Consider the following 19,771-nt stretch of genomic DNA (forward strand, 5'->3'; position numbering starts at 1 on the left):
AGCAGAAAGGGGCCCGTAGGCCCCCTCCTTGCTTGCAAGCGTCAGCGGCTATCGCCTGGATCAGGCGTCCGGCGCAGCCTTGGCTTGCGGCTCGCTGTTTTCGTAGATCATCAGCGGCTGCGAAGTACCCTCGATGACGCTCTCGTCGATCACCACCTTGCTGACATCCTTCTTCGAAGGAATCTCGTACATGGTGTCGAGCAGCACGCCCTCGAGGATCGAACGCAGGCCACGGGCGCCCGTCTTGCGTTCCAGGGCCTTGCGCGCAACGGCCTTGAGCGCATCGCTGCGGAACTCGAGGTCGACGCTTTCCATCTCGAACAGCTTGGCATACTGCTTGGTCAGGGCGTTCTTCGGCTCGGTGAGAATCTGCATCAGCGCAGCCTCGTCAAGCTCGTCGAGGGTCGCCAGCACCGGCAGACGGCCGACGAATTCCGGGATCAGGCCAAACTTGACCAGGTCGTCCGGTTCGACCTCACGCAGCGACTCGCCAACCTTCTTGCCTTCTTCCTTGCTGCGCACTTCGGCGCCAAAACCGATGCCACCCTTGGTGGAGCGGTTCTGGATGACCTTTTCCAGGCCCGAGAAGGCGCCACCGCAGATGAACAGGATGTTGCGGGTATCAACCTGCAGGAATTCCTGTTGCGGGTGCTTGCGGCCACCCTGCGGCGGTACCGAGGCCACGGTGCCTTCGATCAGCTTCAGCAGTGCCTGCTGCACGCCCTCGCCCGAAACGTCACGGGTGATGGACGGGTTGTCCGACTTGCGCGAGATCTTGTCGATCTCGTCGATGTAGACGATGCCCATCTGGGCCTTTTCCACGTCGTAGTCGCACTTCTGCAACAGCTTCTGGATGATGTTCTCGACGTCCTCACCCACGTAACCGGCTTCGGTCAGGGTGGTGGCGTCAGCAATGGTGAACGGCACGTTCAACAGGCGTGCAAGGGTTTCGGCGAGCAGGGTCTTGCCCGAGCCGGTCGGCCCGATGAGCAGGATGTTGCTCTTGCCGAGCTCGACTTCGTCACCCTTCTTGTCACGCTGGTTCAGGCGCTTGTAGTGGTTGTACACCGCTACGGCCAGCACCTTTTTCGCGCGCTCCTGACCAATTACATACTGGTCCAGGATGCCGCTGATTTCTTTCGGCGAAGGTAATTTGTGCGCGCTGCTTTCGGCCTGGGCTTCCTGCACCTCCTCACGGATGATGTCATTGCACAGGTCGACGCACTCGTCGCAGATAAATACCGAGGGCCCGGCAATCAATTTGCGCACTTCGTGCTGGCTTTTGCCGCAGAAGGAGCAATAGAGCAATTTGCCGCTGTCCTCGCCGTTACGGGTGTCAGTCATTCGATCGATCCAATCCGGTAGGCTTGCAACACAAGATGAAGGCAATTGCGGGCTTTTTCAAGTCCGCAGGTAGGCGCTTTCCGCGCCTACCTGCTCTGGCACCCCGGTTCAGGAGGCCAGTTGCCGCTTGTCGTAGACCGAGTCGATCAGGCCGTACTCGGCCGCGCGCGAGGCGCTCATGAAGTTGTCACGCTCGGTGTCACGCTTGATGGTCTCGAGGTCCTGGCCGGTGTGATAGGCCAGCAGCTCGTTCAGACGGGCCTTGATATTGAGAATTTCCTGGGCGTGGATCTCGATATCGGTGGCCTGACCCTGGAAGCCGCCCAGCGGCTGGTGGATCATCACGCGCGAGTTTGGCAGGCAGTGACGCTTGCCCTTGGCACCGGCGGCCAGCAGGAAGGCGCCCATGCTGCAGGCCTGGCCGATGCAGATGGTCGAGACGTCCGGCTTGATGAACTGCATGGTGTCGTAGATCGACATGCCGGCGGTGACGGAACCGCCCGGCGAGTTGATGTACAGATGGATATCCTTGTCCGGGTTTTCTGCTTCCAGGAACAGCAGTTGCGCCACGACGAGGTTGGCCATGTAGTCCTCTACCGGGCCAACCAGGAAGATCACACGCTCCTTCAACAGGCGCGAGTAGATGTCGTAAGCGCGTTCGCCACGGGCGGACTGCTCGATAACCATCGGGACCAGGCCGCCTGCGGCCTGGATGTCAGAGCTCTGCTGAATATAAGAATTGCGGGACATGTCCTGCGCTCACTCCCAAATAGTCATGGCTTGAATACGCACAAGCCAGCTCGAAGGCTGGCTTGTGGGGGTTTCCTACGAGAGAAGCCTGTTACTCAGCGGCGGCAGGGGCCTGTGCTGGCTTAACGGCATCTTCGTACGAGACCGACTTGTCGGTCACAGTCGCTTTCTGCAGAACAGTATCTACAACTTGTTCTTCCAGCACAACCGAACGGACTTCGTTCAGTTGCTGGTCGTTCTTGTAGTACCAGGCGATGACCTGCTCAGGCTCCTGGTAGGCCGAAGCCATTTCCTCGATCATTTCGCGAACCTTGCCTTCGTCCGGCTTCAGTTCGAACTGCTTGACCACTTCGGCGACGATCAGGCCCAGGACCACGCGACGCTTGGCTTGCTCTTCGAACAGCTCGGCCGGCAGTTGCTCAGGCTTGATGTTGCCACCGAACTGCTGAACAGCCTGCACGCGCAGACGGTTGACTTCGTTTTCCAGCAGGGCTTTCGGTACTTCGATCGGGTTGGCGGCCAGCAGACCATCCATGACCTGGTTCTTCACCTTGGCCTTGATGGCCTGGCGCAGCTCGCGCTCCATGTTCTTGCGAACTTCGGCGCGGAAGCCTTCCAGGGTGGTTTCCTTGATGCCGAACTGGGCGAAGAACTCTTCGTTCAGCTCTGGCAGCACCGGGGCAGCAACGCTGTTGACGGTGATGGTGAACTCGGCGGCCTTGCCGGCCAGATCCAGGTTCTGGTAGTCCTCAGGGAAGGTCACGTTGACAACGCGCTCTTCACCCGCCTTGGCGCCAACCAGGCCGTCTTCGAAGCCCGGGATCATGCGGCCGGAGCCCAACACCAGCTGGGTGCCCTTGGCCGAACCGCCAGCGAACACTTCACCGTCGACCTTGCCGACGAAGTCGATGTTGACCTGGTCGTCTTTCTGCGCAGCGCGCTCGACGGCCTCGAAACGGGTGTTCTGCTTGCGCAGCACTTCCAGCATGTTGTCCAGGTCGGCGTCAGCCACTTCGGCGCTCAGGCGCTCGACGCTGATCGACTCGAGGCCGGCAACGGTGAACTCGGGGAACACTTCGAAGGTGGCAACGAATTCCAGGTCCTTGCCCTTCTCGAAGGACTTCGGCTCTACCGCAGGGGCGCCAGCCGGGTTCAGCTTCTGCTCGACGATGGCTTCATAGAAGGAAGCCTGGACCAGGTCACCGAACGCCTCTTGACGGGCATCGGCCTCGAAGCGCTGACGGATCACGCTCATCGGCACCTTGCCTGGGCGGAAGCCTGCAACCTTGGCGCGCTTGGCAGTCTGTTGCAGACGCTTGTTGACTTCGTTCTCGACGCGCTCGGCCGGAACGGCGATGGTCATGCGGCGCTCGAGAGCGGAAGTGTTTTCAACAGAAACTTGCATGGATATTCCTCGTTGCACAGACGTTAGCCGGCGTTAGCCCGACTCCAGAATCAAGGGCAAGCATTCTAGTGAGTCGCGCAGCAGAAGTCACCCCACCCGGGACGACGGGAAGCCACGCCGGTCGATTAGCTTTCAAGGCCCCTACGGCATGCCGCAGGGCCTGCTTCAAAAAGGGCTGCGCGGCGCCATGGGCGCCCAACAGCCGAAATACCTTGTCAAACAACTGCCGCGACGAATTCGCTTCCTTTATTCAGGATCAATTTCGTTGAACTGGCAGTACTCTTCCCATTCCATTCCCAGCGCTTCAGCCACCTCGCGGTGCGTCTCCAGGCGCATGGCCTGCAGCTGCTCCGGGGTTTCGGCGATCAGTTGCAAGGCCAGCTCCCAGGGCTGGATGCCCTGCTCCTCGGCTGCATCTTCGAAAGCCCATTCGATCTGCTGGGCCTGCTCGCGCGCATCCAGCTCGCGGATCTCTTCGAGCAGTTGCGGGTTGGCCTCGGCAAAACGCTGCAGCGCCAGTGCCTGACGGGCTTCTTTTGCGATCATAGGGTTGTTCCTCTGCCAGTCAGCTGGGCCGGCGTTTCAACCGGCTGAAATCTAACAGCTTTTATTGGGGTGCCACCAGAGGATTGCAAGGGCGGGATTGCGTTATGGCTGCGAAGTCCATGGCTTGAGCCTTGTAGCGCCTGAAGCATACACCCCAAAACAACAAAGGCGCCCAGTCTCACGACCAAGGCGCCTTCGAAAAATATGGGGTGGACGATGGGAATCGAACCCACGACAACTGGAATCACAATCCAGCGCTCTACCAACTGAGCTACGCCCACCATATTGCGGTCTTGCGATGTTGCGATACAACCTTACAGAAACATGGTGCGGACGAAGAGACTCGAACTCTTACAGCTTGCGCCGCTGGAACCTAAATCCAGTGTGTCTACCAATTTCACCACGTCCGCGTAACGCTTAAAACAAAGGCGCCAGATACTATCGCGGCGCCTTTGAAGAATATGGGGTGGACGATGGGAATCGAACCCACGACAACTGGAATCACAATCCAGCGCTCTACCAACTGAGCTACGCCCACCATATCGCATTACAACTTACTTGCTTGCCAAAGCTGCCTAATGGCGCACCCGGCAGGACTCGAACCTGCGACCATCCGCTTAGAAGGCGGATGCTCTATCCAGCTGAGCTACGGGCGCTTAAGCTTGAAGCCTAACCGAACGAGACCTTAACAGATAGCTGCTAAACCACTCATTCTGCCCGACTTCGCCAACCAGTGCTAGGCTGTGCCCGACAAGTGCGGCGAATCTTATAGGCGAGCCTGAATGTCGTCAACACCTTTCTCAAAAAAATTTAAATTATTTAAGGGCTTAGGGGATTTGCCCGACCATCCGCCTTTGCCCTTGGCCCGTGTCGTGCGAGAATGCGCCCTCTTTAATTGTTTCCTTCTCGATGGTTAATCACGCGTCTATGACTGCACACCTAATCGATGGCAAGGCGATCGCCGCCAGCCTGCGCCAGCAGATCGCTCAACGTGTCGTGGAGCGTCGCCAGCAAGGCCTGCGTACCCCCGGCCTGGCGGTGATCCTGGTCGGCACCGACCCCGCCTCCCAAGTCTATGTCTCGCACAAGCGCAAGGACTGCGAAGAGGTCGGCTTCATTTCCCAGGCGTTCGACCTGCCCAGCGACACCACGCAGCAGGCCCTGACCGAGCTGATCGACCGCCTCAATGACGACCCGGCCGTCGATGGCATCCTCCTGCAACTGCCACTGCCGGCGCATCTGGACGCCTCGCTGCTGCTCGAGCGCATTCGCCCGGACAAGGACGTGGACGGTTTCCACCCGTACAACATCGGCCGCCTGGCCCAGCGTATCCCGCTGCTGCGCCCGTGCACGCCGAAGGGCATCATGACCCTGCTGGAAAGCACCGGCCAGGACCTGTACGGCATGAACGCAGTCATCGTCGGCGCATCCAATATCGTTGGCCGGCCAATGGCCATGGAACTGCTGCTGGCCGGCTGCACCGTGACCGTCTGCCACCGCTTCACCAAAGACCTGGCCGGCCATGTCGGGCGTGCCGACCTGGTGGTCGTGGCTGCCGGCAAGCCGGGCCTGGTCAAGGGCGAATGGATCAAGGAAGGTGCCATCGTCATCGACGTCGGTATCAACCGTCAGGACGATGGCAAGCTGGTCGGCGACGTGGTCTACGAGACCGCCCTGCCGCGCGCGGGCTGGATCACTCCAGTACCGGGTGGCGTCGGGCCGATGACCCGGGCGTGCCTGCTGGAAAACACGCTGTATGCGGCGGAAGAGCTGCACAAGTAATACCGCGTGAGATGAAAACGGCACCTCTGGCAGGTGCCGTTTTTTTTGCCTGACCTTTGCCGATGACTGACCCGGCCTCTTCGCGGGTGAACCCGCTCCCACAGGATGCGCGCCGTCCCAGAAGATGGCGCTCTCTCTGTGGAAGCGGGTTTACCCGCGAAGAAGCCAGCGCGGTGCCCAGCCGGTCACTTCCTGGCTGCTTCCCACGACTTCAGCAGTTCGCTGTAACTGACCGTCTCGCCCTTGGGCTTCTCGTTGGCCAGTTTCGGTTTCGGTGCACCAGGCTGGTCGAACCAGTACTGGGCATCCCGCTCCGGGTTCAGCTTCGGCGCGCAGGTGGCCTGGGCGTTGGATCGCTGCAAGCGCTCCATCATCCGATCCTGGTCGCGGGCCAGCCCATCCAAAGCTTCCTGCGGGGTTTTCTCGCCGCTGGCCACCTCGGCAATGTGGCTCCACCACAACTGCGCCAGGCGTGGATAGTCCGGCACGTTGGTTCCGGTGGGGGTCCACTGCACCCGCGCCGGGCTGCGGTAGAACTCCACCAAACCTCCGAGCTTGGGCGCCAGGTCGGTCATGGCCTGGGAGTTGATGTCCGATTCACGAATCGGCGTGAGGCCGACGATGGTCTTTTTCAACGATACCGTCTTGGAGGTGACGAACTGAGCGTACAGCCATGCCGCCAGCCGTTGCTTCTCGGGGGTGGACTTGAAGAAGGTCCACGAACCGGTGTCCTGGTAGCCCAGCTTCATCCCCTCCTCCCAGTACGGCCCCTTCGGCGAGGGCGCCATGCGCCACTTCGGCGTGCCATCGGCATTCACGACTGGCAAGCCGGGCTTGGTCATGTCGGCAGTGAACGCGGTGTACCAGAAGATCTGCTGGGCGATGTTGCCCTGGGCAGGCACCGGGCCCGCTTCGGAGAAGGTCATGCCCTGGGCTTCCTTGGGCGCATAGGCACGCATCCAGTCCACGTACTTCTGCGTGGCGTAGACCGCAGCCGGGCCGTTGGTGTCGCCACCGCGGGTCACGCTGGAGCCCACCGGGTGGCAGTCCTCCACGCGAATGCCCCATTCGTCCACCGGCAGGCCGTTGGGCAAGCCCTTGTCGCCGCCACCAGCCATGGAGAACCAGGCGTCGGTGAAGCGCCAGCCCAGCGACGGGTCTTTCTTGCCATAGTCCATGTGGCCATAGACGCGCTTGCCGTCGATTTCCTTGACGTCTTCGGTGAAGAACCGGGCAATGTCCTCGTAGGCCGACCAGTTCACCGGCACGCCCAGCTCGTAACCGTACTTTTCCTTGAACCTGGCCTTCAGCTCGGGCCGTTCGAACCAGTCGGCACGGAACCAGTACAGGTTGGCGAACTGCTGGTCGGGCAACTGGTAGACCTTGCCATCAGGCGCGGTGGTGAAGGAAATGCCGATGAAGTCCTTCAGGTCGAGGGTCGGCGAGGTGTAGTCCTTGCCCTCGTTGGCCATCAGGTCGGTGATCGATTCCACCTTGCCATAGCGAAAGTGCGTACCGATCAGGTCGGAATCGTTAACCCAGCCATCATAGATGTTCTTGTCCGACTGCATCTGGGTCTGCAGCTTTTCCACCACGTCGCCTTCCTGCAGCAGGTCGTGGGTCAGCTGGATACCGGTGATTTCACTGAAGGCCTTGGCCAGCACCTTGGACTCGTACTCATGGGTAGTGATGGTTTCGGACACCACATTGATCTTCATCCCACGGAACGGCTCGGCTGCCTTGATGAACCACTTGAGTTCGGCCAGTTGCTGTTCAGGGGTAAGGGTCGACGGCTTGAACTCGCTGCCGATCCATTTCTTCGCCGCGTCCTCGTACTGGTCGGCCCAGGCTGTGCCCTGCATGCTGGCCAGCACCAGCAACGCGGCCAGGGTCAAATGTCGCCTGTTGTACTTGTTGTCGAACATTGTGATCTCCCGTTTCAGTTATCCCACAGGGCCGCTCGCTCAGCCCCAGCGCAGTACCACCAGCAGCCACACCAGAGACAGCAGCGAGGCTACCCACAATGGCCAATCGCTGACACCGACCACCAGCAGATGCAGGTAGGCGCTGGCCAGCAGGCCGATGAACAAGCGGTCGCCACGGCTGGTGACCAGCGGTAGAAAGCCGCGTCGCTCCACGCAAGGCCGGCGCAGCTCGAGCAAGGTCATGCCCAGCAGCAGCACACCCACGGCAGCGAAGAACAGCGCCGTCGGCAAGGTCCAGGCCATCCACTCCATGCCCTACCCTCCTCAGACCCGGCCCAGGGCAAAGCCCTTGGCCACATGGTTGCGCACGAACCAGATCACCAGCATGCCGGGCAGGATGGTCAAAACGCCCGCCGCTGCCAGCACCCCCCAGTCGATGCCCGAAGCCGACACGGTACGGGTCATTACCGCGGCGATCGGCTTGGCATTCACCGAAGTCAGCGTGCGCGCCAGCAGCAGTTCGACCCAGGAAAACATGAAGCAGAAAAAAGCTGTGACGCCGATGCCGGAGCCGATCAACGGAATGAAAATCTTCACAAAGAAGCGCGGGAAGCTGTACCCGTCGATGTAGGCCGTTTCGTCGATTTCCTTCGGCACACCCGACATGAACCCTTCCAGGATCCACACTGCCAGCGGCACGTTGAACAGGCAGTGGGCCAGGGCCACGGCGATGTGGGTGTCGAACAGGCCGATCGACGAGTACAGCTGAAAGAACGGCAGGAGGAACACCGCCGGCGGTGCCATGCGGTTGGTCAGCAGCCAGAAGAACAGGTGCCGGTCGCCGAGGAAGCGGTAGCGCGAGAAGGCGTACGCCGCCGGCAGCGCCACCAGCAGCGAAATCAGTGTGTTCAGGCACACGTAGTACAGCGAGTTGATATAACCGCTGTACCAGCTGGCATCGGTGAAGATCACCCGATAGTTGTCGAGGGTGAATGCCTGCGGCCACAGGGTCAGGCTACCGAGGATCTCGGTATTGCTCTTGAACGACATGTTCAGCAGCCAGTAGATCGGCACCAGCAGGAAGAAAAAGTACAGCAGCAGGGCCAGCGATTTGCGCGTGCTCATGGCCTAGTCCTTGTCGGCATGGGTCATGGCTGTGTAGAACAGCCACGACACCAGCAGGATGATCAGGAAGTACACCAGCGAAAACGCCGCCGCCGGGCCCAGGTCGAACTGGCCCACGGCCATGCGCGTGAGGGTCTGGCTGAGGAAGGTGGTCGCGTTACCAGGCCCGCCGCCGGTCAGCACGAAGGGCTCGGTGTAGATCATGAAGCTGTCCATGAAGCGCAGCATCACCGCGATCAGCAACACGTTCTTCAGCTTCGGCAGCTGGATATGGCGGAACACCGCCCAGCCCGAGGCGCGGTCAATGCGCGCGGCCTGGTAATACACATCGGGGATGGCGCGCAGGCCTGAATAGCACAGCAGCGCGACCAGCGAGGTCCAGTGCCAGACGTCCATCACCAGCACGGTGAGCCAGGCGTCGAATGGGTCGCCGGCGTAGTTGTAGCTGACCCCCAGCCTGGCCAGGGTGGCGCCGAGCAGGCCGATGTCGGCACGGCCGAAGATCTGCCAGATGGTGCCGACCACGTTCCACGGGATCAGCAACGGGATCGCCATGACGATCAGGCACACCGACGCCATGCGCCCCTTGGTCGGCATGGTCAAGGCAATGGCGATGCCCAGCGGGATCTCGATCAGCAGCACGCAGGCGGAATAGATGAACTGGCGCAGCAGCGCGTCATGCAGCGCCGGGTCGCGCAGCACCTGGCGGTACCAGTCGGCGCCGACGAAGTAACGGTTTGACTGGTCGAAAATGTCCTGCACCGAATAGTTGACCACGGTCATCATCGGCACCACGGCACTGAATGCGACCAGCAGGAACACCGGCAGCACCAGCCACCAGGCCTTGTTGTTGGGCACCTTGTTCATGGTGCCACCTCCAGCAGCACATCGTCGAGATACAGCATCAGCCACTGCGCCGGCAGGCTGACCCAGGCCTGGACCACAGGCACCGGGCGGTCCTCGCCCTGACGTGCCTTGAGCGCCACGCCGCCCAGCTCGAGGGTGACGATGCGGTAGGTGCCCAGGTCCTCGACATCCAGCACCCGTGCCGGGTAGGCATCATCGAACGGGCTGTCCCACAGCTGCACGAATTCGGGGCGGATGCCGACCTGCAAGCGCCCGCCTGCCGTCGCCGCCAGGCGTTCACGCAAGCCGTCTGGCAGTGGCAGGTGGATATCGCCGAAACTCACCCCGTCCGCCTCGGCACGCACCTCGATCAGGTTCATTCCCGGGCTGCCGATGAAATAGCCGACAAAGGTGTGGCGTGGCCGCTCGAACAGCTCGCGCGGGGTGCCGAACTGGACGATACGTCCGCCGTGCATCACCGCAATCTTGTCGGCGAAGGTCGAGGCTTCCAGCTGGTCGTGGGTGACGTAGATCATGGTGATGTTGAACTGCTCGTGGATCTGCTTGAGCTTGCGCCGCAGCTTCCACTTCAGGTGCGGGTCGATCACCGTCAGTGGCTCGTCGAACAGGATCGCCGACACATCGTCGCGCACCAGACCACGGCCCATGGAAACTTTCTGCTTTTCGTCGGCACTGAGGTTGCGGGCCTTCTTGCGCAACGCCGCGGTCAGGTCGAGCACCTCGGCAATCTCCTCCACCCGGGCGCGCACGCGGGCTTCGTCGAGCCCCTGGTTGCGCAGCGGAAACGCCAGGTTGTCGTACACCGACAGGGTGTCGTACACCACCGGAAACTGAAACACCTGGGCGATGTTGCGCGCCTGCGGCGGCAACTGGTTGACCGGCTTGCCATCGAACAGCACCTCGCCATGGGACGGCGTCAACAGCCCGGAAATAATATTGAGCAAGGTCGACTTGCCACAGCCCGACGGCCCCAGCAAGGCGTAGGCACCGCCCTGCTCCCACACATGTTCCAGTGCGTGCAGGGCATAGTCCGCCTCGCTGGCGGGCTGGCGGCTGTAGCTGTGCGCCAGTTGGCGCAGACGGATTTCGGCCATCACCCTCTCCTTGCCTGGCGCAGCCCGGGGGCCTGCACCAGCGCCCCGGCACTGTCGAACACGAATAGCTTGTGGGTGGGAATGAACACGCGGATCGGCGTGTCCACCTGGTATTCGTGTACCCCTGGCAAATGCAGGGTCATGCGCCAGTGGTCGTTGCGCACATGCAGGAAGGTCTCCGAGCCACTGATCTCGGCAAGCTCGACCAGCACGGCCAGCTCCAGGTCATCGTCGTGGGCCGGCACCAGGCTGATGTGGCTGGGCCGCACGCCAAAGCGGTAATCGCCTTCGGCAAGCGGCTGCAGGTCGGCATTGCGGGCAAAGTGCACGGCCTGGGCCAGGCTCACCTCGTTGCCACTGATACGACCGGGCACCAGGTTGATCGGCGGTTCGGAAAACAGCTCGGCGGCCAGCACGCTGCCGGGGCGCTGGTAAACCTCGGCGGTAGGGCCACTCTGGACGATCCGGCCTTCGTGTACGAGCGTCGTGGTGCCACCCAGCGCCAACGCTTCGTTGGGTTCGGTGGTGGCATACACGGCAATGCAGTGGCGCGCCGCAAACAGCTCGCGCAGCTCCTGGCGCAAGCCCTCGCGCAGCTTGTAATCGAGGTTGACCAGCGGCTCGTCGAACAGAATCAGCGAGGCATCCTTGACCAGCGCCCGGGCCATCGCCGTGCGTTGTTGCTGGCCACCCGACAGCTCCAGCGGCAGGCGTTGCAGGTAGGCTTCGATGCGCAGCATCTCGGCGGTTTCCTGCACCCGCCGGCGAATCTCCGGCTCGGCCATGCGCGCCTGGCGCAGCGGCGAGGCGATGTTCTCGTACACGCTGAGGGTGGGGTAGTTGATGAACTGCTGATACACCATCGACACATTGCGCTGGCGCACCGGCACGCCGGTCACGTCCTGACCATTCATCAGCACCCGCCCACGGTCCGGGCGGTCGAGCCCGGCCATCAGGCGCATCAGGCTGGTCTTGCCAGCCAGGGTACGGCCCAGCAGTACATTGAACGAGCCGGGTTCGAAGCGCAGCGAGGCATCGACGATCCAGGCCTGGTGGTCGACGCTGCGGCTGACCTGTTCCAGCACCAGGGACATGGCGTGGCCTTCTTGTGATTGTTGTCTGCCGGATACAGCCAGTTTCATGCCAGTTACGCCGCGCCCGTCTGGCCCGCGCCCTGCCCGGCAGCCTGGTCAAGGCAGAGGTTCACAAGTGAACACAAGCGCTGAACAACTGAACACTCGCGGGTTTGACATTGAACAACTGTGAACGACACTGAACAGCGGTCGGCTCCATTACAACAATCACACAGGACAGGCCCATGGCCGCATCCGCTTCGACCCATGCCCAACTGATCCAGGCCTCCTGGGCGCGCTGCCGCGACCACGGCCTGCAACCCCAGCACGCCCCGGATTTCGACTGCCTGACCCGCGCCGAGCTGAGCGCCCTGCTGGAGCGGCGCCAGGCGCTGCTGCGCCTGACGCGCGAGGCGGTATTGCCGCATTACGCACACCTGCTGGGCAATGCCAGCTACCTGGTGATGCTGGCCGATGCCAGTGGCTGCCTGCTTGATAGCTGGGGCTCGCGGCGCTTCATCGAACCGCGCCAGCAGCACGGTTTCAGCGCCGGCGCCCACTGGCACGAGCGTGGCGTCGGCACCAACGCCCTGGGCACCACACTGGTCTGCGCCGAGGCCATTCACGTGGGCCAGGACGAGCACTTCCTGCGCCAGAACCGCTATATGTCCAGCGCCGCCGCGCCACTGTTCGACGCAACGCGACAACTGGTCGGGGTGCTCGACGTCGCCAGCGACGGCTACCTGCCCGCCAGCCAGACGCTGGGCCTGGTACGCATGATGAGCCAGAGCCTGGAGAACCGCCTGATCCTTGCCGAACATGGCGACCGGCATGCCCAGTTGATGTTCAACAGCGCTTCCGACAACCTCGACAGCCCCTGGGCCGGCCTGCTGGTGTTCGATGAACAGGGCCAGGTGCTGGCGGCCAATCACCGGGCCGACAGCCTGCTCGGCGGCAACCCGCTAGGGCAGAACGTCGAGCAGTTGTTCCAGCTGCCGCTGGGGCAACTGCTAAGCCACCCCCGGCAACAGCCCTTCGCCTTGCAGGCCACCGGGCGCAACCGCTTTCATTGCCAGTGGCAGCCTGCCAGGGAGGCCTCCTGCCGCCCCACCGCCAGCAGCACCGACCCGCGCCTGGAGAAAGCCCTGGCGCAGGCCAGCCTGCTGCTGGAGAAGGACATCCCAGTGCTGGTGCAGGGCGAAACCGGCGTCGGCAAGGAAGTGTTCGTCGACACCTTGCACCGCGCCAGCAGCCGCGCCGGCCAGCCGCTGGTCGCGGTGAACTGCGCGGCAATCCCCGCCGAGCTGGTGGAGTCGGAGCTGTTCGGCTACGACAGAGGCGCGTTCACCGGTGCCCATCACAAGGGCAACCCGGGGCTGATCCGCAAGGCTGACCACGGCATTCTGTTCCTCGATGAAATCGGCGACATGCCGCTGCCAACCCAGGCCCGCCTGCTGCGCGTCCTGCAGTCCCGCAGCATCCAGCCGCTGGGCAGCGGCGAGCCGGTAGCGGTGGATGTCCGCGTGGTGTCGGCGAGCAATCGAGACCTGGCCGAAGAGGTGCGTGCCGGGCGCTTTCGCCAGGACCTGTACTACCGCATCGCCGGGCTGGCAGTGCTGTTGCCGCCGCTGCGCGAACGCAGCGACCGGCGCCAGCTGATCGAGCAGGTGCATGCCCGCTACCGCGAGCCCGGGCAACCTGCACGGCTGCCGGCAGCCATTGTCGAGCTGTTCGACCAGCATCCTTGGCCAGGCAATATGCGTGAACTGGTGAGCGTGCTGCAGGTGGCGTTGGCCTTGGCCGGCAACGGCCCGGTCGGCCTGGAACACTTACCTGCGGGTTTCCTGGCCGAGGCGCAGGTGCCGGTACCGCTGGTGGCCGCAGAGGCAGACCTGCAAGCGCTGGTGCAGCAGGCCAATGGCAACCTGTCGGCGGTGGCACGTGCGCTGGGGATCAGCCGCACCACGCTGTACAAGCGCCTGCGGCAACTGTAGCCACCCGAATGGCGCCGCAGCGCGCCACTCAGCGCGCCAGCCGCTCACCCGCCGGCCAATACTTGCTGCGCCGACTCACCTCTCAAGGGTCGCGCCACTGCGCCGGCTGCCGGTAGGCCTGTGCCCAGTTCCCGACCTCACGGGCCGGCATCGGCCGGGCAATGCAGTAACCCTGCGCCAGTTCGCACCCCAGGCCCATCAGCACCCGGCCGTGCTCGACGCTCTCCAGCCCTTCGGCAATTACCTCGCGGCCGAATGCCCGCGCCAGGCCGATCACCGCCCGGGTCAGTGCGAGGTCGTCCTGGTCATGGAGGATGTCGCGCACGAACGACTGGTCGATCTTGATCGTCTGGGTCGGCAAACGCTTCAGGTAACTCAGCGACGAGTAGCCAGTGCCGAAGTCATCCAGGGAGAAGCGCACGCCCAGCGCGCGGCAAGCGTCGAGGCAGCGGCTGACGTGTTGCAGGTTGTCGATGGCCACCGACTCGACAATTTCCAGGTCCAGCCGCGCTGGGTCCACCTCCGGGTGCTCCGCCAGCAAATGGCGCAGGCGCTCGGCGAAGTCGCTGCGCTGCAAATGCCGCGCCGCGATATTCACGCTCAGCGACCAGGGCCGCCCTTCGCGCTGCCAGGCCTGCAATTGGTTCAGTGCCTTGTCGAGCACCCATTCGCCAATCTCGACGATCAGGTCGGTCTGTTCGACCCATGGCAGGAAGTCGCCAGGCGGCACCAACCCTCGGCCCGGCCGCTGCCAGCGCAGCAACCCTTCGAAGCCCAGCACCTGGCCGCTGCGCAGGTTGACCTTGGGTTGGTAATACAGGCACAGCTCGTCGTTGTGCAGGGCCCGGCGCACCCGCGCCACGGTCTGGTGGGTGGCCTTGAGTTCCTGCTCCTGGGTCACGTCGAACAGGTGGTAGCGGTTGCGCCCACGCTGCTTGGCCACGTACATGGCCTGGTCGGCATGGCGCACCAGGGTGTCGGCATCCTCGTCGTCCTGCGGGTACAGGGTCACGCCGATACTGGCGCTGAGCGACAGGCACTGTTCACGCACCACATACGGCGCCGCCAATGCCTGCAGCACTCGGCGCAGCGCGGCATACAACTGGTGGCCTTGGTCGACATTCCGCAGGATCAGCACGAACTCGTCCCCCGACAACCGGGCCACGGCATCACCCTCGCGCAGGATGTGCTTCAGGCGCTGCGCCACTTCAACCAGCAACAGGTCACCCATGGCGTGGCCGTAGCCGTCGTTGACCGCCTTGAAGCCATCCAGGTCGAGCATGCACACCGCCAGCGCAATGCCTTCACGGCGCGAACAGGCCAGGGCCTGGTTCAGCAGGTCGGACAGGTAGGCGCGGTTGGGCAAGCCGGTGAGCACGTCGTGGCCCACCCGCCATTGCAAGGTATGCAGCAGCTGGCGCTTCTCGGTGACATCGAAGCGGATCGACACGTACTTGCGCACCTGGCCGCTGAGCGGGTCGACCAGCGGCACCATGGTGCTGTCGACCCAGTACAACGAGCCGTCCTTGGCACGGTTGCAGATTTCGCCTTTCCATACACGGCCAGCGGCCAGGGCCCGCCACATGCCGACGAAGAACGCCGGTTCGTGCAAGCCGGAATTGAGGATGCGGTGGTTGGCGCCGAGCAGTTCTTCGCGGCTGTAACCCGAAATGCTGCAAAACTGCTGGTTGACGTAGGTGATGTTCCCGCGCAGGTCGGTTTCGGAAAAGATCGCAGCCGCGTCCACGGCCGCGCGATAGTTGTCATCCATAAAGCATCCTGCCTTAACGGTTGAAACGCTCCACAAGGGCACGCAATCCGGCGCACACCTGTTCCAGTTCGGCGCCGCGCGAGGCGGCGGCATTGGCGCTGTGGGCGCTGTGCTGGGCGATGCCGGCCACGCCGTTGATCTGCCGCGAGACGTCTTCGGCCACGGCCGACTGCTGCTGCGAGGCCGTAGCCATCTGCTGGCTCATGGCGCTGATGCGTTGCACCGCTTCTCGGATGCCGTGCAGCGCCTGGCGGGCTTCCTGCACCTGGGCAACGCCCTGCTCGGCACCGTCGATGCCCTGGCTGGCGATCGCCACGGCCTGCTCGGCACCGCTGCGCAAAGCATCGATGATAGCCTGGATGTGCAGGGTCGACTGCCGGGTCTTGTCGGCCAGCGCCCGCACTTCATCGGCGACCACGGCAAAGCCACGGCCCTGCTCGCCGGCACGGGCCGCCTCGATGGCGGCGTTGAGCGCCAGCAGGTTGGTCTGCTCAGCAATGCCGCGGATCATGCCGGTGGCCTCGGCGATGGAACCGGTCTGGCCAGCCAGCTGGGTGACCGCCTGGTTGATCTGCGTCACGGTACCCGCCAGGGTGCGAATCGCCGCACCGCTGGCATCCGCCACCTGGCTGCCCTGCTCGGCCAGCAGGTGCGCGGTGTGGGCTTCGGCAGCCGTCAGTTGCACATGATTGGCCACCTCACCGATGGAGGCGGCCATCTGGTTCATGGCAGTGGCACTCAGGTCGGTTTCCGCACGCTGCTGCAGCAGCGCCGCCTCGGTGCCGCGTGACAACTCACCGGCATCATGGGCAGCCACGGCCATCTGTGCCGCCAGGTCACTCAACCGGGTCAAGGCGGTCTTCAGCCGCGCCTCCTCGCTGATCAACATCAGTTGCAGTTGCCCGGCAGCACCGGGCAGGTCGCTGTAGGTCAAGGCGGCGATCGGGTCGGCGAAAGTGCCGTCGGCGCCCTGTACCACGCGCTGCATCTGCCGCCCCACGGCATTGCGAGCCAACAGGCCATAGGCCAGGAACAGCCCCAGGGTCAGCCCCTGCGCCACCAGGCCTGGCCAGAGCTGATTGGCCCCCAGTGCCAGCCCCCCGCCCGCCAGCGGTACGGCCAGGTCGCGCGCCAGCATGCTCGCGCGGCGTGACCAAGGCAGCAGCGCCTGGCCGTTACGCATGCGTGCATACAGGGCCTCGGCACGGGCCACCTGCTCGCGCGTGGGGCACACCCGTACCGACTCATAGCCCACCACCCGCCCGGCTTCGAGGATCGGCGTGACGTAGGCATTGACCCAGTAGTAATCGCCATTGCGGCAGCGGTTCTTGACGATACCCATCCAGCTCTTGCCAGCCTTCAGGTAGCGCCACATCAGTTCGTACACCGCAGGCGGCATGTCCGGATGGCGCACCAGGTTGTGCGGGCTGCCGATCAGTTCGGCCTCGCTGTAGCCACTGATGGCGGCGAATTCGGGGTTGCAGTAGGTAATCAGGCTGGCCGTGTCGGTTGCAGAAATCAGCCGCTGATCAGCGGGGAAACGTTGCTCGACCGGGGTAACCGGGAGATTGAGACGCACTGTGAGACTCCATTCATATAAACGCCAGACGCCAGCTTGCGGATGATTATTGGGATAACCACCCCAAACATCGGCCGCTTCGTGACTGACCGGTCGCGCGCGGATTCTACGAGTTCAGTTGCATAAAGCAAATAAACCTTATGAATCATGGCGTTATCGAAAAAAATGAGGTCGGGCTGAAGCCTGGCAAGCGGATTGCTAAGGGTGTATCAGGCACCCGCTGACGCTGTTTGATTCGTGCAAATGCCATGTGCGGCATGCACCGAACTAGAGCCCTACAGACCGGGACGCCCCAAACTGGTCAGACCGGTAAGGCCAAAAATCCTTGCAATGTGGGATATTTCGCGCTTTTATGGCTTCGCGCTGAACAAACCGGTATGACCACAATAATTAAGTCCTGCGCTCTTTCGCCCCGTGCGGCTACCGAAGCAAGGACACCGATCAGAGACTCCTCCCATGCTCAAATGGTGCTCGCGTTCGATCTTCCTTCAAGTCGTGCTCGGCCTTGCCCTCGGCATCGCCTGCGGCCTCAGCTTCCCCGACCTTTCCCTGCAACTGAAACCGCTTGGCGACGGTTTCATCAAACTGATCAAGATGCTCATCGGCCTGATCGTGTTCTGTGTGGTAGTCAGCGGCATTTCGGGCGCTGGTGACCTGAAGAAGGTCGGGCGTATCGGCCTGAAGTCAGTGATCTACTTCGAAGTGCTGACCACCCTGGCATTGGTGATCGGCCTGGTGTTCGCCTTCAGCAGCGGTATCGGCAGCGGCGCCAATATCCACCTCGACCAACTGTCCAGTGCCGACGCCAGCAGCCTGGCCGAACGCGGCCAGCACATCCACGGTGCCACGGCGTTCTTCCTGGAGCTGATTCCCACCTCGGTAGTCGGCGCCTTCGCTGACAACAACATCCTTCAGGTGCTGCTGTTCTCGGTCCTGTTCGGCAGTGCGCTGAACCTGGTCGGCGATTCGGCAGCGGGCATCTCGCGGCTGATCAACGAGCTGAGCCACGTGATCTTCCGCATCATGGGCATGATCGTGCGCCTGGCGCCGCTTGGCGTGTTCGGTGCCATCGCCTTTACGACCAGCAAGTACGGCCTGGAATCGCTGCAACACCTGGGCGGGCTGGTGGCACTGTTCTACCTGACCTGTGCCGGCTTCGTACTGATCGTGCTGGGCACGGTCATGCGCCTGTCGGGCCTGAGGCTGCTGCCGCTGATCAAGTACCTGCGCGAAGAACTGACCATCGTCCTTGGCACGGCTTCTTCCGACGCCGTGCTGCCACAGGTCATGCGCAAGCTCGAGCACCTGGGCATCGGCACCTCGACCGTCGGCCTGGTGATCCCCACCGGCTACTCGTTCAACCTCGACGGTTTCTCCATCTACCTGACCCTGGCCATCGTATTCATCGCCAATGCCACCGGTACACCGCTGGCAATGACCGACCTGCTGACCATCCTGCTGGTGTCGCTGGTGACTTCCAAGGGCGCTCATGGCATCCCAGGCTCGGCGCTGGTGATTCTCGCCGCCACCCTGACTGCCGTGCCGGCGATACCGGTGGTCGGCCTGGTGCTGGTGTTGGCGGTGGACTGGTTCATGGGTATCGGCCGGGCGCTGACCAACCTGATCGGCAATTGCGTGGCCACCGTGGCCATTGCCCGCTGGGAGAAGGACATCGACCTGGAGCGGGCGCACAACGTGCTGGACGGCAAACCTGGTTTCGCAGTCACGCCGCGCAAGCAGCCCAACAACCATCAACAGGAATTCTGAGCGAACGTGGCCGGCATTGACGTCGGCCCTTCCAGGAGCAAACCGTGATCAGCTCATCGACCGTCGTCAACTCCGTGGTGGAAAAACTGCGCCAGGCCCTCGCCCGTGGCCACTGGCGCAGCGGTGACATGCTGCCGGGCCAGCGCGAGCTGGCCGAACAACTGGGCATCAGCCGGCCGAGCCTGCGCGAAGCGGTGACCGTGCTGGAGACGCTGGGCCTGGTGCGCTCGCTGCCGGGCAAGGGCGTGCTGGTGCTGGACGCCGATGCCGCCGTTCAGGAGCCCGCCCTGGACACCAGCGCGGCGGCCAGCCTGGCCGACGTGCTGGAACTGCGCTATACCCTCGAGCCGTTCATCGTCGGCCTGGTGGCACAGTCGGCCAACAGCCAGGACATCGGCCAACTGCGCCTGACCCTGATGGACATGCGCGAAGCGCTGGAAGCCGCAGACAGCGAAGCCGGGGTCAGTGCCTACATCGCCTTCCATGAAGCCTTGTTCGCCCTGACCACCAACCCGATCTTCCAGAGCGTGGTGCAGCAGACCGGCAATGCCCTCAAGCAGAGCGCCGACATGCTGCGCAAATCGCCAGAGCACCTCGCCGCCCGGCTGCAGGAAAACGAAGCGGTGGTGCGCGCCATCCGCGAACGCAACAGCGCCCAGGCCAGTGCCCAGATGCGCCAGCATATCCTCGCCGAAGGCTTGCGCATGGGCATCGCCCTGAACATTCCGGACGAACACCCGCATCCATGA

16 protein-coding genes and 4 tRNA genes are annotated in these 19,771 nt (G+C 63.1%); 4 read left to right on the plus strand and 16 right to left on the minus strand.

All coding sequences use genetic code 11. The features are described 5' to 3' along the window. Positions 1-60: 60 nt before the first annotated feature. From clpX to QSV36_RS14505, 8 genes are all read right to left on the minus strand, one after another. Positions 61-1,344 (minus strand): ATP-dependent Clp protease ATP-binding subunit ClpX, encoded by a 1,284-nt coding sequence (gene clpX / locus QSV36_RS14470; protein WP_003250242.1) that lies wholly within the window; start codon positions 1,342-1,344, stop codon positions 61-63. 108 nt (positions 1,345-1,452) lie between these two features. Beyond that, positions 1,453-2,094 (minus strand): ATP-dependent Clp endopeptidase proteolytic subunit ClpP, encoded by a 642-nt coding sequence (gene clpP, locus QSV36_RS14475; protein ID WP_003259400.1) that lies wholly within the window; start codon positions 2,092-2,094, stop codon positions 1,453-1,455. A 91-nt stretch (positions 2,095-2,185) separates the two neighbouring features. Beyond that, positions 2,186-3,499 (minus strand): trigger factor, encoded by a 1,314-nt coding sequence (gene tig / locus QSV36_RS14480; protein WP_289132599.1) that lies wholly within the window; start codon positions 3,497-3,499, stop codon positions 2,186-2,188. 246 nt (positions 3,500-3,745) lie between these two features. Continuing rightward, entirely contained in the window at positions 3,746-4,045 is a 300-nt protein-coding gene (locus QSV36_RS14485) for a DUF6388 family protein (RefSeq protein ID WP_025338418.1), read from the minus strand. Between the two features lie 205 nt (positions 4,046-4,250). Next, positions 4,251-4,326, minus strand: a tRNA-His gene (locus QSV36_RS14490). 44 nt (positions 4,327-4,370) lie between these two features. Further along, a tRNA-Leu gene (locus QSV36_RS14495) sits at positions 4,371-4,455 on the minus strand. Between the two features lie 52 nt (positions 4,456-4,507). Next, a tRNA-His gene (locus QSV36_RS14500) sits at positions 4,508-4,583 on the minus strand. A 41-nt stretch (positions 4,584-4,624) separates the two neighbouring features. After that, positions 4,625-4,701: transfer RNA gene (locus QSV36_RS14505), tRNA-Arg, on the minus strand. A 271-nt stretch (positions 4,702-4,972) separates the two neighbouring features. Between QSV36_RS14505 and folD the strand changes: the two genes are divergently transcribed. Beyond that, positions 4,973-5,827: a bifunctional methylenetetrahydrofolate dehydrogenase/methenyltetrahydrofolate cyclohydrolase FolD gene (gene folD / locus QSV36_RS14510; RefSeq protein WP_289132601.1), complete on the plus strand. Its 855-nt coding sequence runs from the start codon at positions 4,973-4,975 to the stop codon at positions 5,825-5,827. 185 nt (positions 5,828-6,012) lie between these two features. Here folD and QSV36_RS14515 read toward each other — a convergent pair whose 3' ends face one another. The 6 genes from QSV36_RS14515 to QSV36_RS14540 are packed head-to-tail and all read right to left on the minus strand — an operon-like array spanning position 6,013 to position 11,932. After that, positions 6,013-7,752 (minus strand): ABC transporter substrate-binding protein, encoded by a 1,740-nt coding sequence (locus QSV36_RS14515; RefSeq protein WP_289132602.1) that lies wholly within the window; start codon positions 7,750-7,752, stop codon positions 6,013-6,015. Between the two features lie 39 nt (positions 7,753-7,791). Beyond that, complete coding sequence (locus QSV36_RS14520; protein ID WP_289132603.1) at positions 7,792-8,064, minus strand: DUF2160 domain-containing protein; 273 nt, start codon at positions 8,062-8,064, stop codon at positions 7,792-7,794. Between the two features lie 12 nt (positions 8,065-8,076). Next, positions 8,077-8,877 (minus strand): carbohydrate ABC transporter permease, encoded by an 801-nt coding sequence (locus QSV36_RS14525; protein ID WP_186690265.1) that lies wholly within the window; start codon positions 8,875-8,877, stop codon positions 8,077-8,079. A 3-nt stretch (positions 8,878-8,880) separates the two neighbouring features. Continuing rightward, the gene (locus QSV36_RS14530; RefSeq protein WP_039614302.1) at positions 8,881-9,744 is read right to left on the minus strand and encodes a carbohydrate ABC transporter permease; all 864 of its coding nucleotides are present in this window, start codon (positions 9,742-9,744) and stop codon (positions 8,881-8,883) included. Next, complete coding sequence (locus tag QSV36_RS14535; protein WP_289132608.1) at positions 9,741-10,838, minus strand: ABC transporter ATP-binding protein; 1,098 nt, start codon at positions 10,836-10,838, stop codon at positions 9,741-9,743. The genes QSV36_RS14530 and QSV36_RS14535 overlap by 4 nt, the downstream gene beginning before the upstream one ends. Then, on the minus strand, positions 10,838-11,932 hold the full coding sequence (locus QSV36_RS14540) for an ABC transporter ATP-binding protein (RefSeq protein WP_289132610.1): 1,095 nt from the start codon (positions 11,930-11,932) through the stop codon (positions 10,838-10,840). Before QSV36_RS14540 ends, QSV36_RS14535 begins: the two co-directional genes overlap by 1 nt. A 224-nt stretch (positions 11,933-12,156) precedes the next feature. Here QSV36_RS14540 and QSV36_RS14545 point away from each other — a divergent pair, with 224 nt between their 5' ends. Next, positions 12,157-13,905: a sigma-54-dependent Fis family transcriptional regulator gene (locus QSV36_RS14545; RefSeq protein WP_289132612.1), complete on the plus strand. Its 1,749-nt coding sequence runs from the start codon at positions 12,157-12,159 to the stop codon at positions 13,903-13,905. Between the two features lie 82 nt (positions 13,906-13,987). Here QSV36_RS14545 and QSV36_RS14550 read toward each other — a convergent pair whose 3' ends face one another. Together QSV36_RS14550 and QSV36_RS14555 are read right to left on the minus strand one after the other, a co-directional pair. After that, the gene (locus QSV36_RS14550) at positions 13,988-15,676 is read right to left on the minus strand and encodes a putative bifunctional diguanylate cyclase/phosphodiesterase (RefSeq protein ID WP_289132615.1); all 1,689 of its coding nucleotides are present in this window, start codon (positions 15,674-15,676) and stop codon (positions 13,988-13,990) included. 13 nt (positions 15,677-15,689) lie between these two features. Then, on the minus strand, positions 15,690-17,255 hold the full coding sequence (locus QSV36_RS14555; protein ID WP_289132618.1) for a methyl-accepting chemotaxis protein: 1,566 nt from the start codon (positions 17,253-17,255) through the stop codon (positions 15,690-15,692). Positions 17,256-17,711: 456 nt separating this feature from the next. Between QSV36_RS14555 and QSV36_RS14560 the strand changes: the two genes are divergently transcribed. After that, entirely contained in the window at positions 17,712-19,022 is a 1,311-nt protein-coding gene (locus tag QSV36_RS14560) for a C4-dicarboxylate transporter DctA (protein WP_289132621.1), read from the plus strand. Positions 19,023-19,066: 44 nt separating this feature from the next. Next, the gene (locus QSV36_RS14565) at positions 19,067-19,771 is read left to right on the plus strand and encodes a FadR/GntR family transcriptional regulator (protein WP_289132624.1); all 705 of its coding nucleotides are present in this window, start codon (positions 19,067-19,069) and stop codon (positions 19,769-19,771) included.

Origin of the sequence: Pseudomonas sp. BCRC 81390 (genome assembly GCF_030341915.1) — a bacterium.
Classification (GTDB): Bacteria; Pseudomonadota; Gammaproteobacteria; order Pseudomonadales; family Pseudomonadaceae; genus Aquipseudomonas.